The 22,718-nt window shown below is 69.6% G+C and carries 18 protein-coding genes; 6 read left to right on the top strand and 12 right to left on the bottom strand.

Going from position 1 to position 22,718, the window contains the following annotated elements; all coding sequences use genetic code 11:
* Positions 1-24: 24 nt before the first annotated feature.
* The 3 genes from ACIQCY_RS02845 to ACIQCY_RS02835 all read right to left on the bottom strand — a co-directional run bounded on the left by ACIQCY_RS02845 (position 25) and on the right by ACIQCY_RS02835 (position 5,003).
* Positions 25-2,040 carry a peptidoglycan DD-metalloendopeptidase family protein gene (locus tag ACIQCY_RS02845; RefSeq protein ID WP_400482368.1) on the bottom strand — a complete coding sequence of 672 codons (2,016 nt, stop codon included), beginning with the start codon at positions 2,038-2,040 and terminating at the stop codon, positions 25-27.
* 133 nt (positions 2,041-2,173) lie between these two features.
* Positions 2,174-3,520, bottom strand: a complete 1,347-nt coding sequence (locus ACIQCY_RS02840) for a GAF domain-containing protein (protein WP_400482367.1) — start codon at positions 3,518-3,520, stop codon at positions 2,174-2,176.
* A 61-nt stretch (positions 3,521-3,581) separates the two neighbouring features.
* A complete protein-coding gene (locus ACIQCY_RS02835) occupies positions 3,582-5,003 on the bottom strand; it encodes an FAD-dependent oxidoreductase (protein WP_400482366.1) in 1,422 nt (473 codons plus the stop codon).
* Between the two features lie 175 nt (positions 5,004-5,178).
* On the opposite strand from ACIQCY_RS02835, the gene rarD reads away from it, so the two are divergent.
* On the top strand, positions 5,179-6,141 hold the full coding sequence (rarD, locus tag ACIQCY_RS02830) for an EamA family transporter RarD (protein WP_400482365.1): 963 nt from the start codon (positions 5,179-5,181) through the stop codon (positions 6,139-6,141).
* A 37-nt stretch (positions 6,142-6,178) separates the two neighbouring features.
* On the opposite strand, the gene ACIQCY_RS02825 is transcribed toward rarD, so the two are convergent.
* From ACIQCY_RS02825 to ACIQCY_RS02805, 5 genes are all read right to left on the bottom strand, one after another.
* Positions 6,179-6,700, bottom strand: a complete 522-nt coding sequence (locus ACIQCY_RS02825; RefSeq protein WP_400482364.1) for a MarR family winged helix-turn-helix transcriptional regulator — start codon at positions 6,698-6,700, stop codon at positions 6,179-6,181.
* A 108-nt stretch (positions 6,701-6,808) separates the two neighbouring features.
* Positions 6,809-7,651, bottom strand: coding sequence for a universal stress protein (locus ACIQCY_RS02820; RefSeq protein WP_400482363.1), 843 nt, complete (start codon positions 7,649-7,651; stop codon positions 6,809-6,811).
* 94 nt (positions 7,652-7,745) lie between these two features.
* The gene (locus ACIQCY_RS02815) at positions 7,746-9,266 is read right to left on the bottom strand and encodes an APC family permease (protein WP_400482362.1); all 1,521 of its coding nucleotides are present in this window, start codon (positions 9,264-9,266) and stop codon (positions 7,746-7,748) included.
* Complete coding sequence (locus tag ACIQCY_RS02810) at positions 9,263-10,162, bottom strand: universal stress protein (RefSeq protein WP_400482361.1); 900 nt, start codon at positions 10,160-10,162, stop codon at positions 9,263-9,265. The genes ACIQCY_RS02815 and ACIQCY_RS02810 overlap by 4 nt, the downstream gene beginning before the upstream one ends.
* A complete protein-coding gene (locus ACIQCY_RS02805) occupies positions 10,159-11,592 on the bottom strand; it encodes a flavin monoamine oxidase family protein (RefSeq protein WP_400482360.1) in 1,434 nt (477 codons plus the stop codon). Before ACIQCY_RS02805 ends, ACIQCY_RS02810 begins: the two co-directional genes overlap by 4 nt.
* A 116-nt stretch (positions 11,593-11,708) precedes the next feature.
* Between ACIQCY_RS02805 and ACIQCY_RS02800 the strand changes: the two genes are divergently transcribed.
* Positions 11,709-12,380 carry a TetR/AcrR family transcriptional regulator gene (locus ACIQCY_RS02800; RefSeq protein WP_400482359.1) on the top strand — a complete coding sequence of 224 codons (672 nt, stop codon included), beginning with the start codon at positions 11,709-11,711 and terminating at the stop codon, positions 12,378-12,380.
* On the opposite strand, the gene ACIQCY_RS02795 is transcribed toward ACIQCY_RS02800, so the two are convergent.
* The gene (locus tag ACIQCY_RS02795; RefSeq protein ID WP_400482358.1) at positions 12,368-12,946 is read right to left on the bottom strand and encodes a helix-turn-helix domain-containing protein; all 579 of its coding nucleotides are present in this window, start codon (positions 12,944-12,946) and stop codon (positions 12,368-12,370) included. The genes ACIQCY_RS02800 and ACIQCY_RS02795 overlap by 13 nt on opposite strands.
* 220 nt (positions 12,947-13,166) lie before the next feature.
* On the opposite strand from ACIQCY_RS02795, the gene ACIQCY_RS02790 reads away from it, so the two are divergent.
* Positions 13,167-13,769: a GNAT family N-acetyltransferase gene (locus ACIQCY_RS02790; RefSeq protein ID WP_400482357.1), complete on the top strand. Its 603-nt coding sequence runs from the start codon at positions 13,167-13,169 to the stop codon at positions 13,767-13,769.
* A 63-nt stretch (positions 13,770-13,832) separates the two neighbouring features.
* On the opposite strand, the gene gabT is transcribed toward ACIQCY_RS02790, so the two are convergent.
* Both gabT and ACIQCY_RS02780 read right to left on the bottom strand, forming a co-directional pair.
* Positions 13,833-15,215 (bottom strand): 4-aminobutyrate--2-oxoglutarate transaminase, encoded by a 1,383-nt coding sequence (gene gabT, locus ACIQCY_RS02785; RefSeq protein ID WP_400482356.1) that lies wholly within the window; start codon positions 15,213-15,215, stop codon positions 13,833-13,835.
* 26 nt (positions 15,216-15,241) lie between these two features.
* On the bottom strand, positions 15,242-16,672 hold the full coding sequence (locus tag ACIQCY_RS02780) for a gamma-aminobutyraldehyde dehydrogenase (protein ID WP_400482355.1): 1,431 nt from the start codon (positions 16,670-16,672) through the stop codon (positions 15,242-15,244).
* 166 nt (positions 16,673-16,838) lie between these two features.
* On the opposite strand from ACIQCY_RS02780, the gene ACIQCY_RS02775 reads away from it, so the two are divergent.
* Together ACIQCY_RS02775 and ACIQCY_RS02770 are read left to right on the top strand one after the other, a co-directional pair.
* Entirely contained in the window at positions 16,839-18,266 is a 1,428-nt protein-coding gene (locus tag ACIQCY_RS02775) for a PucR family transcriptional regulator (protein ID WP_400482354.1), read from the top strand.
* A 135-nt stretch (positions 18,267-18,401) separates the two neighbouring features.
* A complete protein-coding gene (locus ACIQCY_RS02770; protein ID WP_400482353.1) occupies positions 18,402-19,646 on the top strand; it encodes an ATP-binding protein in 1,245 nt (414 codons plus the stop codon).
* A 23-nt stretch (positions 19,647-19,669) separates the two neighbouring features.
* On the opposite strand, the gene ACIQCY_RS02765 is transcribed toward ACIQCY_RS02770, so the two are convergent.
* Complete coding sequence (locus ACIQCY_RS02765; protein WP_400482352.1) at positions 19,670-21,397, bottom strand: sensor histidine kinase; 1,728 nt, start codon at positions 21,395-21,397, stop codon at positions 19,670-19,672.
* Positions 21,398-21,587: 190 nt separating this feature from the next.
* Here ACIQCY_RS02765 and ACIQCY_RS02760 point away from each other — a divergent pair, with 190 nt between their 5' ends.
* Positions 21,588-22,688, top strand: a complete 1,101-nt coding sequence (locus tag ACIQCY_RS02760) for a SpoIIE family protein phosphatase (protein ID WP_400482351.1) — start codon at positions 21,588-21,590, stop codon at positions 22,686-22,688.
* Positions 22,689-22,718: the final 30 nt, after the last annotated feature.

Genomic DNA, 22,718 nt, shown 5'->3' with positions numbered 1-22,718 from the left:
TCCACCGCGGTGGCTGCAGCCGTCCTACCCCTGTTCGCGCGGGGGCGCTACTGCACCCTCCGTCGGCTGGGACGGTGCGGGCACCGCCGGTTCCTCACCGGTAGCCGGTGCAGGAGTCGCAGCGGGGTCGCTGCCCGGTGCAGGAGTTGCAGCGGGGTCGCTGCCCGGTGCCGGCTCGGACGGCACGCCGGAGTCGCTGCACGTCGGATCCGCGTCCTCGCCTACAGCCTGCTCGGTGCCCGGTGCAGGCTCGGTACCCGCCGCGGGCTCGGTACCCGATGCAGGCTCGGTGCCCGGTGCAGGCTCGGTGCCCGGTGCAGGCTCGGTGCCCGGCGCGGGAGTGTTCGGCGGCGGCACAAGTGCCGCTCCCGGGGTCGAGGATCCTGGCGAGGCGACTCCCGAGGAGGGCGTCGCTGGATCCGGCGTCGACGGGTCCGGCGTCGCTGAATCCGTGTCGCACGACGTATCAGGGTTCGGATCGGTGGGATCCGCAGGGGGATCCGCAGGGGGATCCGTCGGAGCCGGGTCAACCGTCACCGGAGGGGTTGCGCCCGGCGTTGTATCGGGAGGCGTTGCGCCCGGCGTCGCACCGGGAGGCGTTGCACCCGGCGTCGCACCGGGAGGCGTTGCGCCCGGCGTCGCACCGGGAGGCGTTGCACCCGGCGTCGCACCGGGAGGCGTTGCGCCCGGCGTCGCACCGGGAGGGGTTGCGCCCGGCGTCGCACCGGGAGGCGTTGCGCCCGGCGCTGTATCGGGAGGCATCGCTCCCTCGGTCCCACCGGGAGCCGTCTTATCCGGAGACGTCACATCCGGCGTCTTCCCCGGAGACGTCACATCCGGCGTCTTACCCGGAGACGTCACATCCGGCGTCTTACCCGGAGACGTCACATCCGGCGTCTTACCCGGAGACGTCACATCCGGCGTCTTCCCCGGAGACGTTCCACCCTCAGTCCCGCCCGAAGGCGTCTTCCCCGGAGACGTTCCACCCTCAGTCCCGCCCGAAGGCGTCTTCCCCGGTGACGTCACATCCGGAGGCGTCGGAGCAGTGAGCGCACCCGGGCCGGAGGACGGCCCTCGCGGAGGTGTCGAGGGCACCGGATCGGAAGGCCTTCCATGGTCCGAGCCGCCGTCCGAGCCACCGAAAGCTCCGGCGAACGGGTCGGTAACAGGAGCCGGGAGGTGCTGGTCGGAGCGTGTGGAGGACCGGGCCCAGGCCGGAAGGTCGGCGGCGCCACTGCCACCGGGCGTGTAATCCTTCAGCACGCCCTTGCGGACCCCGTGCTCCGTGGGGACGAGCTTCCAGCGCAGGGGGTCGACGTGCTCGCCGTGGAGGATGGTCTCGAAATGCAGGTGGCAGCCGGTGGAGGAGCCGCTCGTGCCGACTTCCGCGATCGGATCGCCGCCCTGGACGGTGTCTCCCGCGACGACCGAGATGCCCTGCAGGTGGTTGTAGCTCGTGATGAGGCCGTTGCCATGATCCACCTCGACGCGGTTGCCGCCGCCCCACTGGTGCCAGCCCACCGCCCGCACGGTGCCGGAGTCCGCGGCGTGGACGGGTGTGCCGCAGGGGGCGGCGTAGTCCTGGCCCGTGTGGAACTCCCCTGCTTCGCCCGTGATGGGGCTGGTCCGGGGACCGAAGGAGGAGGTCGCGGTGAGCCCGTCCAGCGGCGCGAGGAGATCGCCCTCCGCAGGCCGCTTGGGGGTCGCGTCGACCGGAGCTCCGGGGCCACCAGCAGTCGCGTCGGCCTTCGGAGCGGTACCGACCCGAGGCCTCGTGGCGTCGAGGCTGTCCGGCACTGCCAGGAGGGACGGACCGACGATCCCTGTAGGACGGGGGTCCTCTCCCTGCCGGAGAGCGCTCGACTCGCGCTGGCCCGAGGGTGACAGCGCGGACGCCGCCTCCCAGGACTGCGGGACGATTCCCTGGAACCCGACGAAACAGACGACCATCGCCAGGCTTGCATTCATCTTCGCGCGGGATGAACGGTTGATGCGCCCGTGCACCCGTGCGGTGCCCGGGTGCTGTCCAGCCTGCGTCACGAAGAAATCCCCTTGTAGATACGGTGCCCCTGATGCGCCGGACCAACGGCCATCACTGCCACGGAAGGTCTCCGGTCACCGGTCATAACGTTAGCCCGATCACAGCAGGGCCGCGAGGGATTATTGCGGTTCGCTAACAAAATTTCGGATTGCCTGAGCGAACAGCAGGTGAAGGGCCGAGTTCCGCCTCGAGCCACTCGCAGTGCGCGACGACGGCAGCGCGCCGGGGCGAGCGTTGGGGCAGGACCCGCAGCGCACACTGCCACGCCTCGATGTCGTACTCCGCCTCGGCGAGCGTGAGGTACTGCAGTACGGTGTCGGGCGCGCCGTCACTCAGGACCGCCTCCCGCAGGAGGGCCGACACGTCCCCGCGGAGTCGCAGGATGGCGGGAGCCTGCGACCGGGGAAGGACCGCACCGCGGTAGATGCCGAGCGCCATGCGATGGGCACCGCGGTGGAGGTAGTTCAGGACCTGCACCGCATCGACGACCAGCTCGGACGGCAGCCGGTACGGCCGCGACTGCGGCACGATCCCCTCCCCGTGACCCGCCAGCACCTTGCGCAACCGCAGCATCTCGGCCCGCACGGTGGTACCGGAGGCGTCCTCCGGGTAGGCCATCAGTGCCAGCTGGTCCGCCGTGAGCCCTTCGGGGTGCAGTGCCAGCAGGGTGAGCAGTTCGGCATGGCGGAGACTGAGCTCCACGGAGCTGCTCCCGGCATGGACGATCCCATGGTCCGTGCCCAGGATCTGCAGGCTGTTCCGGTAGAGGATGGCCGGCGTGCGCGCCGGGCGCTTCCTCCTCGGCAGGCGGCTCTGGAGGCGATGGATGCTGAGGTGGGCCTCCGCCGCTGCGACCGCAGCCTCCACGAGGGACAGCGTGTGGGTGGCGACGGCCTCCGACGACCCGGTGATGTCGATGACGCCGAGCACCGTACCGGAGTCCGGGTCGTGGAGCGGAACCGCGGTGCAGCTCCACGGATGGGCCTGCGGGCTGAAGTGCTCCGCACCTGCGATCTGGACGCTGCGCTGGAGCGCCAGCGCGGTACCCGGCGCACTCGTGCCGACCGTCGCCTCCGACCAGTCGGCTCCGGCCACGAACATCATGCCCTCGGCCCGGCGGCGCAGATCGCGGTCACCCTCCACCCACAGGAGCCGGCCGTTCTCGTCGCCGACCGCCACGAGCATCCCGGACTCGAGGCTGGGCTGCACCAGGAGGCGGTCGATCACGGGCATGATCGCGGCGAGCGGATGGCCCTGGCGGTAGGCCTCGAGCTCCTCTTCCGAGCAGAACAGCCTCGCACGCGCCGTCGAGGGATTCGGGAGCGAGGCCAGCGACCTGAGCCACGATTCGTGGACGATGCCTCGAAGGTTGCTGCCGACGCTCGCGCCCTGGCCCAGGGCTTCGTGCGCGGCGAAAGCCTTCCGCTGCAGCACCTCGGAGGAGAGCTCCGCTACAGGGTTCGAACGGGACGGCGACATCGGCACTCCGCTTCGTGACCTGTCCCGCGTGGGGCGTGGGACAGGTCACAGTGTAGCGGGACTATTCACCGCGAGAAATGGTCACCATCTCATCGCGGGGAACGAGCTTCACGCGCTCGCGGACGAGTTCGGCGTTGCCCGAGGTGTTGACGAAGTTGGCGCCGAGCTTCAGCTCGTGGGCGTCCAGCTTCAGCCAGCCGTCCCAGGTGGTGTAGCGCACGCCGCGCTCTTCGAGGAGGTTGATGATGGCGTCCTCGGACGGGTCCTCGGCGGGAGGGAGGTTCAGCCGGTCCTCGAGGAGGAAGCCGATGGTCTCGAGCGCGTCGCCCTTCGTGTGCCCGATAAGGCCGACGGGACCGCGCTTGATCCAGCCCGTGGCGTAGATGCCCGGTACCGGCTTCCCCTCCTCGTCGATCACACGGCCCCCTTCATTGGGGATCACGCCGCGCTTCTCGTCGAATCCCACCTCCGGGAGCTCGGACCCGAAGTAGCCGATGGCACGGTAGACGGCCTGCACCGGGTAGTCGATGGTCTCGCCGGTTCCGCGGACGTTCCCGTCTCCGGTCAGTTCGGTGCGCTCGAACTTCATGCCCGCGACCCTGCCCGGTGTCTCGGGCGAGTCGTAGATCTCGACGGGCGAGTGCAGGAAGTGGAGATGCAGCCGGCGCGATGCTCCACTCGGCTCATCCTCGACGAGCCAGTTGGTGAGCGTCTTGACCATCGTCTTGGTCTGGTTGTTCGTCGCGATCTGCTCCTCGGAGCCCGCGTCGAAGTCGAAGTCCTCGGGATAGAGCACGATATCGACGTCGCGCGAGTGCGAGAGCTCCCGCAGTTCCAGCGGCGTGAACTTCACCTGTGCCGGCCCACGGCGACCGAAGACGTGGACGTCCGTGACGGGAGAGGCCTTGAGTCCCTGGTAGACGTTGTCCGGGATCTCGGTGGACAGCAGGTCGTCGGCGTGCTTCGAGAGGATGCGCGCGACGTCGAGGGCCACGTTGCCGTTGCCGATCACGGCGATCTCCCTGGCCTCGAGCGGCCAGTCACGGCTGACGTCCGGGTGCCCGTCGTACCAGGAGACGAAGTCGGCGCCTCCGAAGGAGCCTTCCAGGCCGACGCCCGGGATGTTCAGGTCCACGTCCTTGATGGCGCCGGTCGCGAAGATCACGGCGTCGTAGAAGCGGCGGAAGTCGGACAGCGTGAGGTCCCGCCCGTAGTTCACGTTGCCGAGGAAACGGATGTCCCCGCGGTCCAGCACCTTGTGGAGAGCGTTGACGATCCCCTTGATGCGGGGGTGGTCAGGAGCAACCCCGTAGCGGATCAATCCGTACGGTGCCGGGTACTGGTCGAACAGGTCGATGCTGACGGCGAAATCGCCGCCCTGGACCTCATTGGACTTCGTCAGGATGTCGGCGGCGTAGACGCCTGCCGGACCGGCGCCGATGATCGCGACCCGCAGCGGTCGTGCCGCAGCTGAGGTAGACACTGATTAGCCTTCTTCCGGTGGAATGCTCCTGGTGGAAACAGCGGCGCAGATTAAGCGCACACTTCCCTATTCTAAATGGCGTCGGGCAGCACCGTCGAAAACAGTGGCAGGGATCTCCCCGTCCCACTCCGTGGAGGCGGGGAATAAAGGCCATACCCGGCCCGTTCCGGACCTCGTGAGCGGAACAGGTGGAAAAGGCAGTCGTCCGGCGCGGAGCGAGAACTCCGTCGGCATCCTCTTCGGGATCAGCGCCTACGGGCTGTGGGGCCTGCTGCCGCTCTACTTCCTGATCCTGGCGCCGGCCGGTCCCGTCGAGATCGTGGCGAACCGGGTGGTCTGGTCCCTCATCTTCTGCACGCTCCTGCTGACCACCATGCGCTCCTGGCGACCGGTGCTGACGGCCCTGCGCACCCCGCGGATCGTGGGGACCCTGACGGTCGCGGCGCTGCTGATCGCCGTCAACTGGCTGATCTACACCTACGGAGTGACCTCCGGACAGGCCATCGAGGCCTCCCTGGGCTACTTCATCAACCCGATCGTCTCCGTCCTGCTGGGCGTGATCGTGCTGCGTGAGAAACTGCGCCCGCTGCAGTGGACCGCGATCGGCATGGGGGTCCTCGCGGTGGTCGTCCTGGCCGTCGGATACGGGGCCGTGCCCTGGATCGCGCTGACGCTCGCCTTCTCCTTCGGGCTGTACGGGTTCGTGAAGAAGAAGGTGGGTTCGCGCGTGGACGCCGTCTCGAGCCTCAGCATCGAGACCGTGGTGCTGACGCCGATCGCCGTCGGAGTGATGCTCTGGCTCAGCTCGACCGGCCGCGCGACCCTGGTGACGGAGGGGCCGGGCCACTTCTGGATCATGGTCGCCTCCGGCGTCATCACCGCGGTGCCCCTGATCTTCTTCGGAGCTGCCGCGCGCAGGCTCCCGCTGACCACGATCGGGCTCCTTCAGTACCTCGCCCCCGTCCTGCAGTTCCTGCTGGCCCTGCTGGTCCTGAAGGAGGAGATGCCGTTCGAGCGGTGGATCGGATTCGGCCTCGTGTGGGTGGGCCTGATCCTGCTGACCATCGACATGCTGCGGACCGTGCGCCGCCAGCCCCGGCTCGCCCAGGCACCGGAGCCGGCCGTCTCGGCCGCGTGACGGGCACCGGCCCACGCCGCCCCGGACCCGCCGCGGATCATCTCCCCGCTGGGGGCGGCGCGACCGGCGGGGTGCCGGGGTTGTTCGGGACCTCGGCGCCCAGGTAGGCCGCGTTGAACCGCGAGAGGAGGCCTACGAGCTCGACGACGTCGGCCCGGTCCCAGCCCTCGAGCTGCGTGCGGAAGTGCGTGCGCCTGCGCTCGCGCGCGCGGTCCACGCGCCGGGTCCCCTCCTCCGTCAGTGCGACGGGGTGCGAACGCTCGTCGTCGCCCGTGTCCCCGCGCTCCACGAGGCCCAGACGCTGCAGCGCAGCGACATGCCCGCTGACGGCAGGCTTGCCCATGCCGAGCGTCGCCGCCAGGTCCGTCACCCTGGCGGAACCCAGCATGCGCACGGCGGAGAGCACGCTGTAGGCGCCGGGCTCCATCGCCGGATCGATCCCCCGGGCGAGCGTCCAGCAGACGAGCTGCTCGTTGCGGCACATCGCGGCGGCCTTCTCCTCGACGACGTCGAGCACGGCGCGCCGGGACGAGGTTCCGCTGCCTTCGTGTCCTCCCATGGCCGAATAGTAGGCACGAAGAAGGGCTTCCGGACCCGAAATCGCCCGCATTACCTACCGTGACGAAGGCCCGGCCCGAAGCCTCGCGGCCGCCCCGCGGTCCGGACCTCAGCCGGCGGCGCGCACCCAGTCGCGGGGCACCACGACCATGGGCACGGGCAGGGCCCGCAGCATCTTGTTCGCCGTCGCTCCCAGGAAGATCTGGCGGTGCTGGGCGAGGCGGCTCGATCCGACGATGACGAGCTCGCCCGCATCCCACTCGATGTCGTCGATGGCCTCTTCGATCGTGCGCCCGTGCGCCACGATGATGGAGGCCTCGTGCCCCTCGGGCAGCTGCTCCACGGCACGGGTGAGCACCGAATGTGCATGCTGGTGCGCCTTGTTGATCGCCTCGCCGGAATCCGCGGGCTCGTGGACGTCGAGTGCTACGAGCGAGATCAGCCGCAGGGGCAGTCCGCGGCGCGCGGCGGACTCGACGGCGACATCGAGCACGCCCTCCGCGCCGGCCCGCGCTCCGACGGCGCAGGTCATCCGGCTGAAGGTGGCGCGGTGGCGGTAGCCGCGCGGCGCGAGCGCCACGGGAACGCGGGAACTGTGCAGCACGGCATTGGCGACGCTACCCACGGTGAAGCGGCGGAGGAGGCCGTTGCTGGAGGCGCCGATCACGATCAGGCCGGCGTCGATGTCGTCCGCCACCTCGAGCAGTCCCTGGGCGAACGAATCGGCGAGGCGCACGTGCGTGGTGACCTCGACGCCGTCGGGCACGCCCTGCTTCGCCCGGTCGAGTGCTTCCTGCGCCCGGCGCCCGCCCGGCGCCATGCTGCCGTCCTGCGGCCAGTCGAGGACCGTGACGAGGTCGATCGCAGCGGACTGCGTGAGGGCCAGCGAGGTGGCCAGTTCCAGGGCGTCCTGCCCGCGGTCGTTCTCGGTGTAGCCGACGACGTAGCGCACGGGATCTCCTCTACCTCGGTCGGATGGGCAGCAGCCTGGCCGACAGGCGCCGCAGAGTCGGTCCACTCTAGCGCAGCGCCTGCCGGCCGGACCGCTACTCCTGCGGGGCGGATCCCTGCGTGAGCACTTCCTGCCGGAAGAACGCCGGGTTGATGCGCGACCACACCAGCATCAGCACGGCTCCCAGGAGGATCACGCCGATCCCGAGGATGAACACCATGCCGATCCCGAACAGTTCCGAACCGGAGCCGTATGCGGGGTCCATCGAATCCACGGCGGTCTTGAAGAACATGACCATCAGGATGACCCCGCCGAGCAGGGGCGCCAGGAAGCGGAAGAACATGTTCCGGACGGACGAGAAGGCTTGTGCGCGGAAGTACCAGACACAGGCCAGCGCGGTGATGCCGTAGTAGAAGCAGATCATCAGCCCGAGCGCCGTGATGGTGTCCCAGAGGGCGTTCTCGGACACCAGCCGCGTGAACACGTAGAACCCGGCGGCGGCCACTGCCGCCGCGACGGTGGCGTAGCTCGGCGACTTGTGCTGCGGACTGATGCGCCCGTAACCCTTGGGCAGGGCCTTGTAGTGGCCCATGGCGAGCAGCGTGCGGGCCGGGGACACGAACGTGGACTGCAGGGACGCGGCCGAGGAGCTCAGGACGGCCATGGACATCAGGATGGCGAACGGGCCCATCACCGGCCCGGCGAGCGTCGCGAAGATGCTCTCCTGGTTGTCCGGGTTCCCGGCGCCGAGTTCGCCGTCGCCCACGCCTGCGAAGGCGAGGGTCGCGAGCGCGACCGTGAGGTAGATGACCACGATGACGACGACGGTCAGCGCACCGGCGCGTCCCGGCGTCTTCTTCGGGTTGGTGGTCTCCTCGTTCATGGTGAGGGTCACGTCCCAGCCCCAGTAGATGAAGATCGACAGCGAGACGCCCGCGGCGAAGGCGGAGAAGGAGCCGACCGCGAACGGGTTGAACCAGTCGGCGCTGATGCTCGTCGCGTCGAAGGCGGTGCCGTTGGCCACATGGACGAACGCCGCGATCGCGAACCACGCGAGGACCACGAGCTGGAAGGAGACCAGCACGTACTGGACGGTCTTGGTGGCCTCCATGCCGCGGTAGGAGACGTAGCACGCGAGGGCGATGAACACGAGTGTGGTGGCGATGTTCAGCGGGAGGTTGAGCGTGAGGTCCGCGATCGCGGGGTCGTTCATCAGCTGCGAGAGCATCAGGTAGAAGAAGTCCACCGCCACGGCGGCGAGGTTGGACAGCACGATCACGGTGGCTGCGATGAGGCCCCACCCGCCCATCCAGCCCACCCACGGCCCGAAGGCGCGCGTCGCCCAGGTGAAGGACGTCCCGGAGTCCGGCATGGCGCTGTTCAGCTCGCGGTAGCCGAGGGCCACGAGCAGCATGGGGATGAATCCCACCAGGAAGATGGCCGGCAGGTTCACCCCGACCTCCGCGACCGTGGGCCCGAGGGCCGCGGTGAGGGTGTAGGCGGGTGCCACGCAGGACACCCCGATGACGACGGCGCCCAGCAGGCCCACCGTCCCTGAGTCCAGGCCCTTCCTGCTGAGCCCTGTTCCCCTTTGCGTTGTCTCGTCGATACTCATGCGTCCGCCTCTGTGGGTAAGGCGCCCGGGCCGGAACTGGTGCCGGGCGTTGCGTACGTACGCGGGACGACGACCATGGGGATGGTCAGCGTACGCAGGATCTTGTTGGCCGTGGAACCGAGGAAGATGCGCATGTGCTGCGCGAGGCGGCTGGAGCCGACCAGCAGCACCTCCCCCTCGTCCCAGGACAGGGCCTCGATGGCCTCCTCGACGGAACCGCCGCGCGCCGTCTCGACGCTCACGCGTCCGCCTGCGGCCAGCGACGACGCGGCCTCCGCCAGCCGACGGTTCGCCTCGTCCTCGGCTCCGTCCGGGTCGGGCTGACCGGCGTCGAGCGCGACGAGGGACACGAGCCGCAGGGGCAGTCCGCGGCGCCGCGCCGAGGACACCGCCACGGCGACGACGTCGTCGGCTCCTGCCCGGCGCCCGACCGCGCAGGTGAGGCGCGTGACGGGCTCCGTCCGCCGGTACGCCCTCGGTGCGAGGGCGACCGGAACGGGAGACGCGTGGAGCAGGCTGCGGGCGACGTTGCCGATGTTGAAGCGGTTGGCCAGGCCACGGGAACTGGCCCCGATCACGATGAGCGAGGCCTCCGTGTCCTCGGCCGCCCGGATGAGGCCCTCGGCATTCGATTCGGCGCGGACCACCACGCCGCGGGCCGTCACGTCCTCGGGTACGAGCGCGAGGCCCTGGTCCAGCCACTCCTGCATCTGGTCGGTCAGGAGGGTGTCGAAGCCCTTGTCCGGCGGATAGGTGCCCGCATAGAGCGAGTGCTCGGGGGTGACGAGGACGAGGTCCAGGGTGGCGTCCTGGCGCCGTGCGAGCGCGACGGCCAGGCAGACGGCGTCGTGCCCGCGCTCGTCCGCGGTGTAGCCGACGATGTAGCGCATGCTCATGCCTCCTTGGTGGTGCCGGCGGACTGCAGCCCCGGGGCCAGGACCTCGTGGATCGCGGCGGCGGTGCGCTGCCCCATGCGGATGGCGCCGTCGACGTGCTGGTAGCCCTCGGCGGCGATGTCGGAGCAGGACCAGTAGATGGGGCCGACCGGGGTGCGCTGGTCACGTCCGTACCGGTGCAGGCCGCCGAGGTCGTAGCTCGAGGCGTAGGCGCCGCGCGTCCATTCCTCCGACGCCCAGTCGGATTCGTAGTACACCTCGGGCTCGAGTGCCTGCGGGCCCAGGAAGCCTGCGATGGACGCGAGGATGCGTTCGCGACGCTCGTGCGGCGGGAGCTCGAACATCGCGTCCGCCTTCTCGTCGGAGACGAAGCCCACCAGGGTTCCGCGCGGATCCTCGTGGTTGCTGTTGTCGTAGACCTCCTGGACGACCGACCCGGCGCTGAAGCCTGTTCCCGAGAGCCCCTCCTCGCGCCAGAACGGCGTCGCGTAGACGGCGTGCACCTTGATCACCAGGCCCAGCGACTGGTGCTGGTGCATCTGGTGCTGTCGGCGCGGCAGCGGCGGCTCGTAGCTGATGCGCGAGTACAGGTTCGGCGGGACGGCGACGACGGCGTAGCGCGCGTGCACCGTCGTCGTGTCCGAGACCACCGTGACGCCCTCCGCGCTGCCGCGCCCGTCCATCCCGCTCCAGCGCAGGGTGCGCACCGGGCTGTTCAGGATCACCGAATCCCCGAGTTCGGCCGCCATCCGTTCCGACACCGACTGCATGCCACCGATCACGCGCTTGTCGAGGATGAAGTCCTCGTCCACGAGGTTCGAGAAGGAACCGGCGGTGGCGGCCATGAGGATCGCCTGGAGGGTCGAGAAGGAGTGCGCGGGCTTGGTCAGCATGCCGCCGGCGATGAAGAGGCCGATGTTGTCGCATGCCTCCTCGTCGTCCGACTGCTGCCTCAGCCAGTGGTGGAAGGAGATGGTGTCGAGGGCGCGGGCATCGGGGTGGTTCCAGGGGGCCTCCGGTCCCGCCTCGGCGACGAGGCGGTCGAGCAGGGCGATGAGCCGCTCCATCTCCTCCCGCGTGTAGTCGCCGACGGGGAACATCTCCCCCGAGTAGCGCACGGGCCTGCCGTCGGGGCCGATATAGACGGAGTCGCCCTCGCGGTAGCGGGAGAAGGTTCCGAGGCCCAGCTCGTCGAGGAGGCCGATGAGCGCGGTCTGGTCCGGGGAGACCCACTGGCCCCCGACCTCGAAGACGGCGCCGTCGATGATGTCCGTGTGCGTCCGCCCGCCCACACGGTCCCGCGCCTCCAGGACGGCCACGGTGTGCCCTGCCCTCACCAGTTCCCGTGCCGCGGTCAGGCCCGAGGGCCCTGCTCCGATGACGACGACGTCGCGCTGCAAGATGTCCACGTGATCCTCCCGAGTCCGCATGACGCGGACCACAAAATGAATGCCATTCATTATTTCGCCCTACTATAGCCATGGGCGCCCGGCGAGGGAAGGGAACGCCCGTAGAGTTAACGTCACGGCAACAGGGAGCAGGATCGATGACCGCAGCAACACCTGCACCCCGGCGAGCCGGGAGGCCTCCGCGCAGCGTCCTGTCGAAGGATCGGATCACCGGAGCAGCACTCGACCTCATCGCTGCGGAAGGGTACGAGGGACTGACGATGTCGGCCCTCGCACGGCGGCTCCGGGTAGCGCCATCCGCGCTGTACAACCACGCGGAGTCGAAGCAGGAGGTCCTCGGATGGGTCCAGGACCACGTCATGACCATGGTGGACTTCAGCGCCTTCGGTCGCGAACCGTGGGACGAGGCGGTCCGGCAGTGGGCCTGGTCCTACCGGGAGGTCTTCGCCCGGCACGCCCCCCTCGTGCCCGTCATCGCCGTCATGCCCGTGACGGACGCCGCGGAGACCCTGCGCATGTACGAGGAGGTGGCCCGGGGCTTCCTGGCGGCGGGGTGGCCCGAGGACCGGATCGTGCCGGCGATCGTCGCCCTGGAGTCCTTCATCTACGGGTCGGCACTCGACGTCGCCGCGCCGGGCGACATCTTCGACTCGGGCACGCTGGCGGACCAGTTCCCCCTCTTCACCTCCGCCGTGCGTAGCGCCACCGACTCCGCGGGCGCCGACCGCGCTGCGGACGCAGCCTTCCGCACCGGCCTGGACGGCATGATCACCGGGCTCCGGCAGCAGCTCGCGGCCTATTCGTCCTGACGCGGAGGGCGGACGAGCCGGCCCATCCGGTATGCGGTGGAGTGCAGCACATCGACGAGGGCGGCGCCGTCGGTGTCGAGCCAGTCCGTCAGTGCCAGCTCGAACACCATGACCGCATAGCGTGCCACCAGGCGAGCCTCACCCCGGTCCACGCCGTGCCGCAGAAGCGCCGCGGTGAGGACGTCCGCCAGGAGCACGTTCTTCAGCAGTTCGCGCTCGCGCAGGCCCGGGTCGGAGCCGACGACGGCGCGCCGGGCCTGCAGGTCCTCCCGCCAGCCCTCGAACGGCCCGGCCGCCATCGCCTCGAACCCGTGCATCACGAGCCCGAGCGGCGACAGGAATGCAGGAGCCCCGGCCACGAGGGCTGCGGCGACGGCAGGAAGTTCCCGCTCGCGGAGGAAGAGCACCTCGCGCTTGTCGGAGAAGTGACGGAAGAACGTCCGGGTGGTGAGGCCTGCGCGGGCAGCGATCTCCGGCACGGACGTCGCCGTGTAGCCCTGCTCGACGAAGAGTTCGAGCGCCGCACGTTCGAGGCGCAGCGCTGCATCGGGGGCCCATCGACTCATGGCTCAACCGTAGCTGATGACACTGCGTGTCATACCTTTCTGGGTGACGACACAATGTGACATCGACTGGTCCGCCCGATTCCCCGGCAGGCCCGGTTCCCTTCCCCTGATGAGCCCACTGATTGCTAGAGCGGCTAGCTTTACGGATCCTGAACTGACTGTTACGGTCTGAGGACGGTCAAGCAGCGGCCCACCATTCTCTGATTCCTCGAGGTTCGTCATGTCAGTTGCCCCTTCCTCCCTGGCCAGCGCTCCCCAGCAGGACGCTCGTGACTCGCTGAGCACGTGGCCGGATCTGGACGCCGTGAATTTCGCCGCCACACCGGACTCTCCCGGTGGGCTCGGCCCGGCGGCCCCTGATCTCCCCCATGACCTGTCCGCCGTCACGACCCGTGAACTGCGCATCCTGTGCAACGAGCTCTACCGCGCGCTGGATACCGACTATCCGCCGTTCGGCGTGCAGGAGGACTACGAGGCGGTCGTCGAGGTGCTCGCCGAGCGCGAGGCCCACGCGGCTGAGCGCATGGAGAGCGTGAAGCTTCGGGAGAAGTTCCGCGACAACCCGTTGAACTCGCGCTTCGAGCTGTTCCATGACGGCACCATGGTCGGTTACGTGAAGTACGACATGCGAGCGGGCCGCATCCGCCTGCTGGAGACCGTCGTGGGAAGCGACTACCGCCGGGCCGGCCTGGAACCCGTCCTCGTCCGCCACGCGCTGCTGAACGCCCACCGCCGCCGCCTGGCCCCCGTGCCCTACTGCAGGCACGCGCAGGCCTTCCTGGCCGAGAACCCCGAGTTCCGGGCGCTGATCCCGGTCGGCTGACACACCCGTCCCGAACAGCAGAAGGCCCGCAGCAGCGCTGCGGGCCTTCTGCGTACACGGTCGTCAGCCGGCGTTCACCGTGCGGATGGCGCGTGCCAGCACGTCGAGGCCGTCCGCCAGGAGCTCGTCGGTGATCACGAGCGGCGGCAGCAACCGGATCACGTTTCCGTAGGTGCCGCAGGTCAGGATGATGACGCCCTCGCGCAGGCACTGGGCGGCGATGGCCTTCGTGGCATCCGCGTTGGGCGCCTTGCCGCCGGGCTCCACGAATTCGATCGCCAGCATGGCGCCGCGGCCGCGCAGCTCACCGATGATGCTGTGCTCGCCCAGCTCCGACTGCAGGGCGTCGAAGCGCTCGATGACCTGGGCCTCGATGCTCCGGGCGCGGCCAGCCAGGTCCTGTTCCTTCATCGAGGAGATCGCCCCCAGCGCTCCCGCGCACGCCACCGGATTGCCGCCGTACGTGCCGCCGAGGCCACCGGGGTGCACGGCGTCGAGCAGGTCCGCCCGGCCCGTGATGGCCGAGAGCGGCAGGCCGCCCGCAATGCCCTTCGCCATCGTGATGATGTCCGGCACCACGCCCTCGTGGTTCACCGCGAACCACTCGCCCGTACGGCAGAAGCCGGACTGCACCTCGTCGGCGATGAAGACGACACCATTGGCCCTGGCCCACTCGGCCAGGGCCGGGAGGAAGCCCTCCGCCGGGACGATGAAGCCGCCCTCACCCTGCACGGGTTCGATGATGATCGCGGCGACCGACCCGGCGCCGATCTGCTTCTCGATCATCGTGATGGCCCGCTGCGCGGCCTCGGGACCCGTGATGGCGGGGTTTTCCTCCCGGAACGGGTAGCTCATCGGCACCCGGTAGATCTCGGGGGCGAACGGACCGAAGTTCGTCTTGTAGGGCATGGACTTGGCGGTGAGCGCCATCGTGAGGTTGGTGCGGCCGTGGTAGGCGTGGTCGAACGCGACGACGGCGTTCCGGCCGGTGGCCAGGCGTGCCACCTTGACCGCGTTCTCCACCGCTTCGGCGCCCGAGTTGAACAGGACGGTGCGCTTCTCGAAGTCCCCGGGGGTCAGCTCCGCGAGCTGCTCGGCGACGGCGATGTACCCCTCGTAGGGCGTGACCATGAAGCAGGTGTGGGTGAAGTGCTCCACCTGCTCCTTCACGGCCCCGACGACGGCGGGATCGGAGGCTCCGACGCTCGTCACGGCGATGCCCGAGCCGAAGTCGATGAACGAGTTGCCGTCGACGTCGTGGATCACGCCGCCGTCGGCATCCGCGACGTAGACGGGGACGGTCGAGGCGACGCCCTTCGCGACGACGGAGGCGCGCCGCGCGGCCAGCTCGGTGGACCTGGGGCCGGGGAAGTCCCCGATGATGCGGCGCTTCTGCTCGAGCCGGAAGCTCGGCGCGGCGGTACCGGGAGTTGCGTACGTTGTCATGGGAGTTCCTTTTCTGAACGGGACGGTCAGACGTCCAGCACGCTCATGACGTGCTTGATGCGGGTGTAGTCCTCCACGCCGTACATGGAGAGGTCCTTGCCGTAGCCGGAGTGCTTGAAACCGCCGTGCGGCATCTCGGCGGTGAGCATGATGTGGGTGTTGATCCAGACGGCGCCGAAATCGAGGTCGCGTGAGACGCGCATCGCTGTCCCGTGGTCCGAGGTCCAGACGCTGGAGGCCAGGGCGTAGTCCACCCCGTTGGCGAGCTCGACTGCCTCCTCCTCCGTGGTGAAGGTCTGCACCGTGAGGATCGGCCCGAACGTCTCCTGCTGCACCACCGGGTCGTCCTGGCGTGCTCCGGTGATGATGGTGGGCTCGAAGAAGTAGCCCTTGTCACCGGCACGCTTCCCGCCGGTCGCGATGCTGCAGTGGGCAGGGAGTGCATCCACGACGGCGTTCACGGCGTTGAAGTGGTTGATGTTGTTGAGCGGCCCGAAGTAGTTCTCCGAATCGTCCTCACTGCCGGTCTTGAGGGTGGCCGTGTGCTCCACCATGGCGGCGACGAGCTCGTCGTGCGCCTCCTCCTGCACGAGCACGCGCGTGATGGCGGTGCAGTCCTGGCCCGCGTTGAAGAAGGCGAACTCTGTGATCGCCTCGGCGGTCCTCCGCAGGTCCGCGTCGGCGAAGACGACGGCCGGCGCCTTCCCGCCGAGCTCGAGGTGTGCCCGCTTGAGGTCCCTGGCCGCGCTCGTGGCGACGGCGATGCCTGCACGCACGGAGCCGGTGATGGATACGAGCCCCGGGACGGGGTGCTCGATCATGGCGGCACCGGTCTCGCCCGTGCCGAGCACCACGTTGAGGACGCCGTCGGGCAGGATTCCCTGCGACAGGCGCGCCAGCACGAGGGTGGATTCCGGCGTGGTGTCGCTCGGCTTCAGGACGACGGTGTTGCCGGCGGCGAGCGCGGGGCCGATCTTCCAGATGGCCATCAGGAACGGGTAGTTCCAGGGGGCGACCTGGGCGACGACGCCGATGGGCTCGCGGCGGACGTAGGAGGTGTGGCCCTCGAGGTACTCGCCGGCGGACTTGCCTTCGATGATGCGGGCGGCACCGGCGAAGAACCGCAGCTGGTCGGCGCCCGCGGCTACTTCCTCGGCTGCGATCATCTCGCGCACCTGGCCCGTGTTGCGGTGCTGCGCCTCGACGAGTTCCTCGCTGGCACCCTCGATGGCATCGGCGAGCCGAAGCAGCAGGAGCTGGCGCTGGCTCGGCGTGGTCCGCTTCCAGGTCGCGAAGGCACGCACGGCGGCCTGCATCGCGTCGTCGACGTCGGCGGGCGACGAGACGGGCGACTGCGCCACCACCTCACCGTTGGTCGGGTTGACGATGTCCAGGAGCTCGGTCCCGGCGGGCGTCACGAACGCGCCGTCGATGTAGTTCTGAAGGGTCTCAGCCACGCTGCAGTGCCTTTCACGAGGTGGTGTCCGCAGGAAGCCCGGATGGATCCGGGCCGCGGGTATCGACAGAACGGTACCGGCCGACGATGACCCGTGCCACGTGTACGTGCACAGTAATGACCGAATATCGCAGTGCAGTGGCACAGCATCCGCTTAGGCTTGTCCCATGGCCATCTCGCTGACCGATCTCCTCGCCGACGCGGCCCTCGGACTCGTGATCGAGGGCCGCACGGAGGCTCCCCCGCACCCCATCCAGTGGGTCGCGGTCACGGAGCTGGAGGATCCACGGCCCTTCCTCGGCGGAGCGGAGGTGGTCCTGACCACCGGGCTCCGGCTGAAGACCGGCGCCGCGCAGCGCGCCTTCGTGCGGCGGGCACACGAGGCGGGGGCGCTGGCCCTTGGGTTCGGCGTCGGCCTCACGCACCGCCGGATTCCCGCGGCCCTGCTCGCGGAGGCGGACGAGGTCGGCCTGCCGGCCTTCCGCGTGCCGTACGAGGTCCCGTTCATCGCGATCGGCAAGAGGGTGGCCGACGCCCTGTCCGCCGACCACTATGCCGGGCTCGAGGAACTCCTCGAGGGCCACGCCGTCCTGGCCTCCGCGCTGCTCGGGGCGGGTGGCCTGGGAGCCCTCCTGGGCGAACTCGCCCGCATGCTCGGCACCGACGTCGCGCTGTTCCAGTACGGGGCACGCATCGCCGGCGCCACCGGCCCCGCCCGGCCGGTGGACGCCGCGGGTTCGACGGCGTGGCACCGGCTCCCGATCGCCACGGGCCTCAAGGATCGCTGCACCCTGGCCATCGCGGAACCCTATGGGCACACCGCCGTCGTCGACTACGCGCAGAGCCTGATCTCGGTCGAGCTGACCAACCAGGCCCGTAACCGGACGGGCGCCCGGACCGCGGTGGGCCAACTGCTCGAGGACGTGGTGCGGGGCACCCTCACGGGAGCGGAGGCCGCCGTGAGGCTGGCGGGCTCGGGTATGGACACTGCCCAGCGACACCGCGTGCTGATCGTCGACGTCGCCTCGGGTCAGCGCCGTTCCCTGCGGACCCTCCCGCTGCCCGACGGGTGGGAGGGCGCCTCGGCGGGGCTCGTCGACGAACGCCTGGTGCTCGTCCTTCCCGCGCCTGCCGCACCGGATCCCGCCGAGCTCAGCCGTTACCTGCACGGAGCCGGGTTGACGTCGCGGATCGGCGTCGGTGGTACCTACGCCCACCCCAACGGGCTGCGCTGGAGCTACTTCGAGGCCCGCGAGGCCCTGCAGCGCGGGCAGGCCCTCAACCTCGCCGACCGGCTGAGCCTGACGTCCCTGCTCATGTCCAGCACCGACGCCCCCCTCGCCGATCTCGCCGCCGAGACGCTCAAGCCGCTGGAGGCCTTCGACGAAGCGCACGGCTCCGGCCTCCTGTCCACGCTCCAGCGCTACCTGGACCTCGACGGTTCGGTGGCCGCGGTCGCCGCGGACCTCGACCTGCACCGCAACACGGTCCGGTACCGCCTGCAGCAGGTCGTCGCCCTGACCGGGTACGACCCCGCCGTCACCGCAGACCGCGTGCACCTGTACCTCGCCCTCCGGGTCCGTGCGCTCGGCTGACGCCGGCCACGGCTCCAGGTAGGGCATCCGGGCCCTCCCGCACCGGCGAACAGTGGCCGCCACCACACCACCGGCCGGTTCGCATGGAATAGTTGGAGCCACATCGACCGGTCTCACAGATCCATGGGGGTATGCATGTCACTGCTTCACGCCGATGAGTTGGAGGTGCAGGAGCTCGCCCGCCAGGCGGTCCTGCAGGACTACCGGCTGCCCTACGGCGAGACCGGCGGCAGGCCCGTGGAGAAGCTCGACTACGAGACTCCCCCCGAACTGCTCAACCTGGTGAAGCTCGCCGTACGCGTCAGCGGGATGGACGCCGGCGTCATCAACATCATCACCGCGGACCAGCAGCACCAGATCGCCGCCGTCGGCGTGGACGCCTCCGTCTGCTCACGGAACGACTCGATGTGCTCCAAGGTCTTCACCTCGGGCGCCATGACCGCCCTCACGGACGCATCGCTCGACCCACGCTTCGCTGACAACCCCTTCGTCAACGGCGGGATAGCCGACGTGCGCGCCTACGCTTCCGTCCCGCTCGTCACCGCAGACGGTTTCGCCCTCGGCACCCTGTGCGTCTTCTCCCTTCGGGCCCTCGGTTTCGGCGCCGACCAGAGGGAGGGACTCGAGATCCTCGCCCGCCAGGTGGTGGAGGTCCTCGAACTGCAGTTCAAGACCCGCCAGCTCGTCGAAGCCCTCGACGTGGTGCGCCGCAGCAACGAGGACCTGGCGGGTTTCGCCGCCCGCGTGAGCCACGACCTGAAGAATCCCCTGACGGCGATCCTCGGCTACACGGAGCTCAGCGAACAGGACACGGACGTCGCATCCTCCGGGCCCGCTGCACGCTATTTCAGCATCATCCGCGGCAGTGCGCGTCGCATGCTGTCCACGGTGGAGGAGGTCCTGGAGTTCTCGCGGATCGGCGGGGCCATCAGCCGCCGGAAGATCCGCCTCAGCACCATGATGAACGCCGTGCTGCAGGACGTGCTCCCGCTCAGCAACGCCTACGACGCCGTCGTCACGGTGCGGGACGCCCAGCTCACGGTGGACCAGGCGCAGGTCACCGCGCTCCTCCAGAATCTCGTGTCCAACGCCATCAAGTATTCGACGCCGGGCATCCCCCCTCGTGTCGAGGTGCTCGCGAGCATCGGCGACACCCAGGTACTGCGCGTCATCGACCACGGCAAGGGGATCGACCCCGCGGACCGGCTGCGGGTGCTGGAGCCGCTCGTCCGGCTGCACCGCGACGGCGACCCCGCGGGCAGCGGGATCGGCCTCGCCACATGCGCCCGGATCGCGGCCGCGCACGCGGGCTCCATCAGCCTTGCCCAGACCCCGGGCGGCGGGACCACGGTGACCGTGGACCTCGGGCCGGCTGCCTGAGAACCGGTTCCGGCTCGGTCTGCCTAGAGCTCCTGGGACTGCAGCTGCTGGTCCTGGCCGGCGTGCGCGAGCGGCAGGCGGAACGTGAACGTGGATCCTTCGCCCTCGGTGCTGCGGCAGCTGATCGTTCCGCCGTGGCGCTCCACGATGGCCTTGGAGATGGCGAGACCGAGGCCGACGCCGGGGATCGCCGCATTGCGTGCCGCCGACGTCCGGAAGAACTTCGAGAACACGCCCTTGAGTTCCTCGGGGGACATGCCGCTGCCCTGGTCCGCCACGCTGCATTCGACGGCGCCGTCGACCTCGGCGGCCCGGACCGTCACGCGCCCGCCACCGGGCGAGTACTTGATGGCATTCGAGAGCAGGTTGTCCAGCACCTGGCTGATCCGCGGAGCGTCGCACAGCGCGACGAGTCCCGGAGCGGTGTGGTCCTCGAAGAACACCAGCGGATTGGCATTGCGCTGTTCCGCCGTCGCGACCCGCTGACGCACGAGCCCGGAGAAGTCCGTGGGCCGGGGCGCGATCTCCGGTGATCCCTCCGCCGTCGAGAGCAGGTCCACCACGAGCTTGTGCAGGCGCTCGGAGTTGCGGGACACCACCTCGAGGCCGGAGGCGACCTCGGGCTCGAGATCGGGCATGCCGGTGAGCAGTTCGAGGTAGCCCCTGATCGCGGTGAGCGGCGTGCGGAGTTCGTGGGACACGGTGGCCACGAACTCGTCCTTCGCGTTGAGGGCCCTCACGAGCTCGGTGACGTCGTTGTATGTCACCACGGATCCCTCACGGTGGCCCGACTTGTCGGTCATCAGGCGGGACGACGTCGAGAGCACCCGCTGGTCGGGCCGCTCGCCCCACCACAGGAGGTAATCGGAGAACACCTGGCCCTCGGCCGCCCGCCGCGTGGGCCGCCGCGCCTCCGGCATGACCGTCTCGCCGTCCTGCTGGAAGATCCGCAGATCCGCCTCGGCGGTGTCGCTGCCTCCGCCGGCGAGGGCCTTGAACTGCTCGAGCTTGCGGTTCGCGAGGACCGGCCGCCCGGCCTCGTCGACGGCGATCAGCCCGATGTCCACGCTGTTGACGACGGTCCCCAGGAGCCGTTCACGGCGGGCACTCTCCTCGAGGAGCACCTGCAGGGCGCGGTCCTTCTCCTCGACGACCGCCTGCTGGGCCATCATGCTCGCCGTCATCACCCGGATGGTCACACCGATGGCCAGCATGATGAACGGCAGGAGGAAGGACTGCGTCAACGACTGCGAGGTGACCGCCACGTCGGTGACGAACACGGGCACCCAGACGATCGCGAGGGAGGCGAGGAAGCCCGCGGTGAGGGCAGCCCGCGGAAACAGCCCCGAGGCAGCCAGCCAGATGATGGGGAACACGGTGAGGAGACCGACACCGGTGATCACGGTGCCTGCCCCGTGGCGCATGAGCCCGATGGGGACGAAGTCGAGCAGCGGGATGACGAGGAAGCTCGGGTGTGGAAGCCGATCCCAGGGCACGAGCACGCACACCGCCAGCAGGACGGCCTGCAGCCCTGTGCCGACCACGAAGGCCTGGCTCGAGAAGAGGTCCCGGTGGAAGAAGAAGCCGCCCACGACGATCAGCACGACCGTCAGGGAGAGCGGGAGCTGGCTGAGGACGACGCGGGCCCGCAGGGTCAGTTCGTGGAACTGCCTCGTGTTGAGCGTCAGGTAGGAAAGCACCTTGTCCATCTGCCGGCCGTCCCCCTGTCCGTCGTCGAGCTCTTCCGCCACTTTCGTCGCGGAGCAGGCACGCAGCGGCGCGCCAGCCCCCAAAGAATAGCGTGGCAGCCCCTCGAATCCGGGCACCGGGGAGTGGTGCGGACCTCAAGATCCCATCAAGTTCAGCGCAACAAAGCCCTGAACACGGCGAAGCTACTGTGTGCGTGCAGAGGATCCTGCGCCGTAGCGTTTAATGAGGATCATGACTGCCTCCCCGGAGCTCCGCCGTGCACTGGTCGTCGAGGACGACGTCGACATCCGGGGTCTGCTCGTCCAGATCCTCAGACGCGAGGGCTTCGAGGTGACCGAGGCCGCCACCGCCCGCGAGGGACTCGAGAAGGCCCGCGCCGGCGCCGACCTCATCACGCTCGACCTCAACCTGCCCGACGGCGACGGCGTGGACGTCTGCCGCCAGATCCGCACCTTCTCCGACGCCTACATCCTAATGATCACGGCCCGTACCGATGAGATCGAACGCCTGACCGGCCTCGAGACCGGCGCCGACGACTACATCAGCAAGCCCTTCAGCCCCCGCGAGCTCGTGGCGCGCATCAACTCCCTCTTCCGCCGCCAGAGCCGCCAGGCCGCCGCCGACGTCGCCAACGCCGACGAGCGCCAGCGCGCAGCGGAGGTCCAGCAGAACCTCCTGCCCCGCGACCAGCTCCAGCTGCGGGACTACGAACTGGCGGGACGCTTCCGGCCCTCCCGCAGCGTGGGAGGCGACTTCTACGACTGGTACGGCACGCCGGACGGACTGCACCTGACCGTCGCCGACGCGATGGGCAAGGGCATGGGCGCGGCCCTGATCGCGGCGACCGTCCGGGCCATCATGCGATCGGTCGCGTCCCAGCCGAGCATCGAGACCGCGTTCGCGACGGCGGCGCGGGCCACCGAAGCCGACCTCGAACACACCAGCTCGTTCGTGACGCTCTTCCACGGCCGCCTCGACGCCGGTACCGGCGTCGTGGGCTATGTCGACGCCGGGCACGGGCTGGCACTGCACGTCGCGGCGGACGGCAGCGTCACGCGGCTGCCCTCCGCCGGCCCGCCCGTCGGCGCCTGGCCCGACCAGGTGTGGGCGGCGGGCACGGTGCAGCTCGGGCCGGGCGACTCCCTCGCGATCGTCAGCGACGGCCTGCTGGACATCTACGAGACGGTGGAGGAGTTCACGGAAGCCGTGGCCGGCGTCGTCACGGCCGCCGCCGGCGCCGAGGACGCCTGCGCGGTCCTGCTGGACATGGCGGACGTTCCCGAGGTGGCCGACGACGTCACCGTCGTCATCCTCCGCCGCCCGCAGGGCTGACGCAGGGAAACCCCTGGGGAAGACCCCCAA

Source organism: Arthrobacter sp. NPDC092385 (assembly GCF_044755105.1).
Taxonomy (GTDB): domain Bacteria; phylum Actinomycetota; class Actinomycetes; order Actinomycetales; family Micrococcaceae; genus Arthrobacter_D.
This window is presented reverse-complemented; position numbering and strand designations above follow the sequence as displayed.

What these genes read in the sequence shown, in the direction of transcription:
- ACIQCY_RS02800 (WP_400482359.1), top strand. Translation starts at nt 11,709, where the DNA reads ATGACCGCAGCAACACCTGCACCCCGGCGAGCCGGGAGGCCTCCGCGC.
- ACIQCY_RS02775 (WP_400482354.1), top strand. Translation starts at nt 16,839, where the DNA reads ATGGCCATCTCGCTGACCGATCTCCTCGCCGACGCGGCCCTCGGACTC.
- ACIQCY_RS02840 (WP_400482367.1), bottom strand. Translation starts at nt 3,520, where the DNA reads ATGTCGCCGTCCCGTTCGAACCCTGTAGCGGAGCTCTCCTCCGAGGTG.
- ACIQCY_RS02815 (WP_400482362.1), bottom strand. Translation starts at nt 9,266, where the DNA reads ATGAGTATCGACGAGACAACGCAAAGGGGAACAGGGCTCAGCAGGAAG.
- ACIQCY_RS02760 (WP_400482351.1), top strand. Translation starts at nt 21,588, where the DNA reads ATGACTGCCTCCCCGGAGCTCCGCCGTGCACTGGTCGTCGAGGACGAC.
- ACIQCY_RS02770 (WP_400482353.1), top strand. Translation starts at nt 18,402, where the DNA reads ATGTCACTGCTTCACGCCGATGAGTTGGAGGTGCAGGAGCTCGCCCGC.
- gabT (WP_400482356.1), bottom strand. Translation starts at nt 15,215, where the DNA reads ATGACAACGTACGCAACTCCCGGTACCGCCGCGCCGAGCTTCCGGCTC.
- ACIQCY_RS02810 (WP_400482361.1), bottom strand. Translation starts at nt 10,162, where the DNA reads ATGAGCATGCGCTACATCGTCGGCTACACCGCGGACGAGCGCGGGCAC.
- ACIQCY_RS02790 (WP_400482357.1), top strand. Translation starts at nt 13,167, where the DNA reads ATGTCAGTTGCCCCTTCCTCCCTGGCCAGCGCTCCCCAGCAGGACGCT.
- ACIQCY_RS02795 (WP_400482358.1), bottom strand. Translation starts at nt 12,946, where the DNA reads ATGAGTCGATGGGCCCCCGATGCAGCGCTGCGCCTCGAACGTGCGGCG.
- ACIQCY_RS02825 (WP_400482364.1), bottom strand. Translation starts at nt 6,700, where the DNA reads ATGGGAGGACACGAAGGCAGCGGAACCTCGTCCCGGCGCGCCGTGCTC.
- ACIQCY_RS02805 (WP_400482360.1), bottom strand. Translation starts at nt 11,592, where the DNA reads ATGCGGACTCGGGAGGATCACGTGGACATCTTGCAGCGCGACGTCGTC.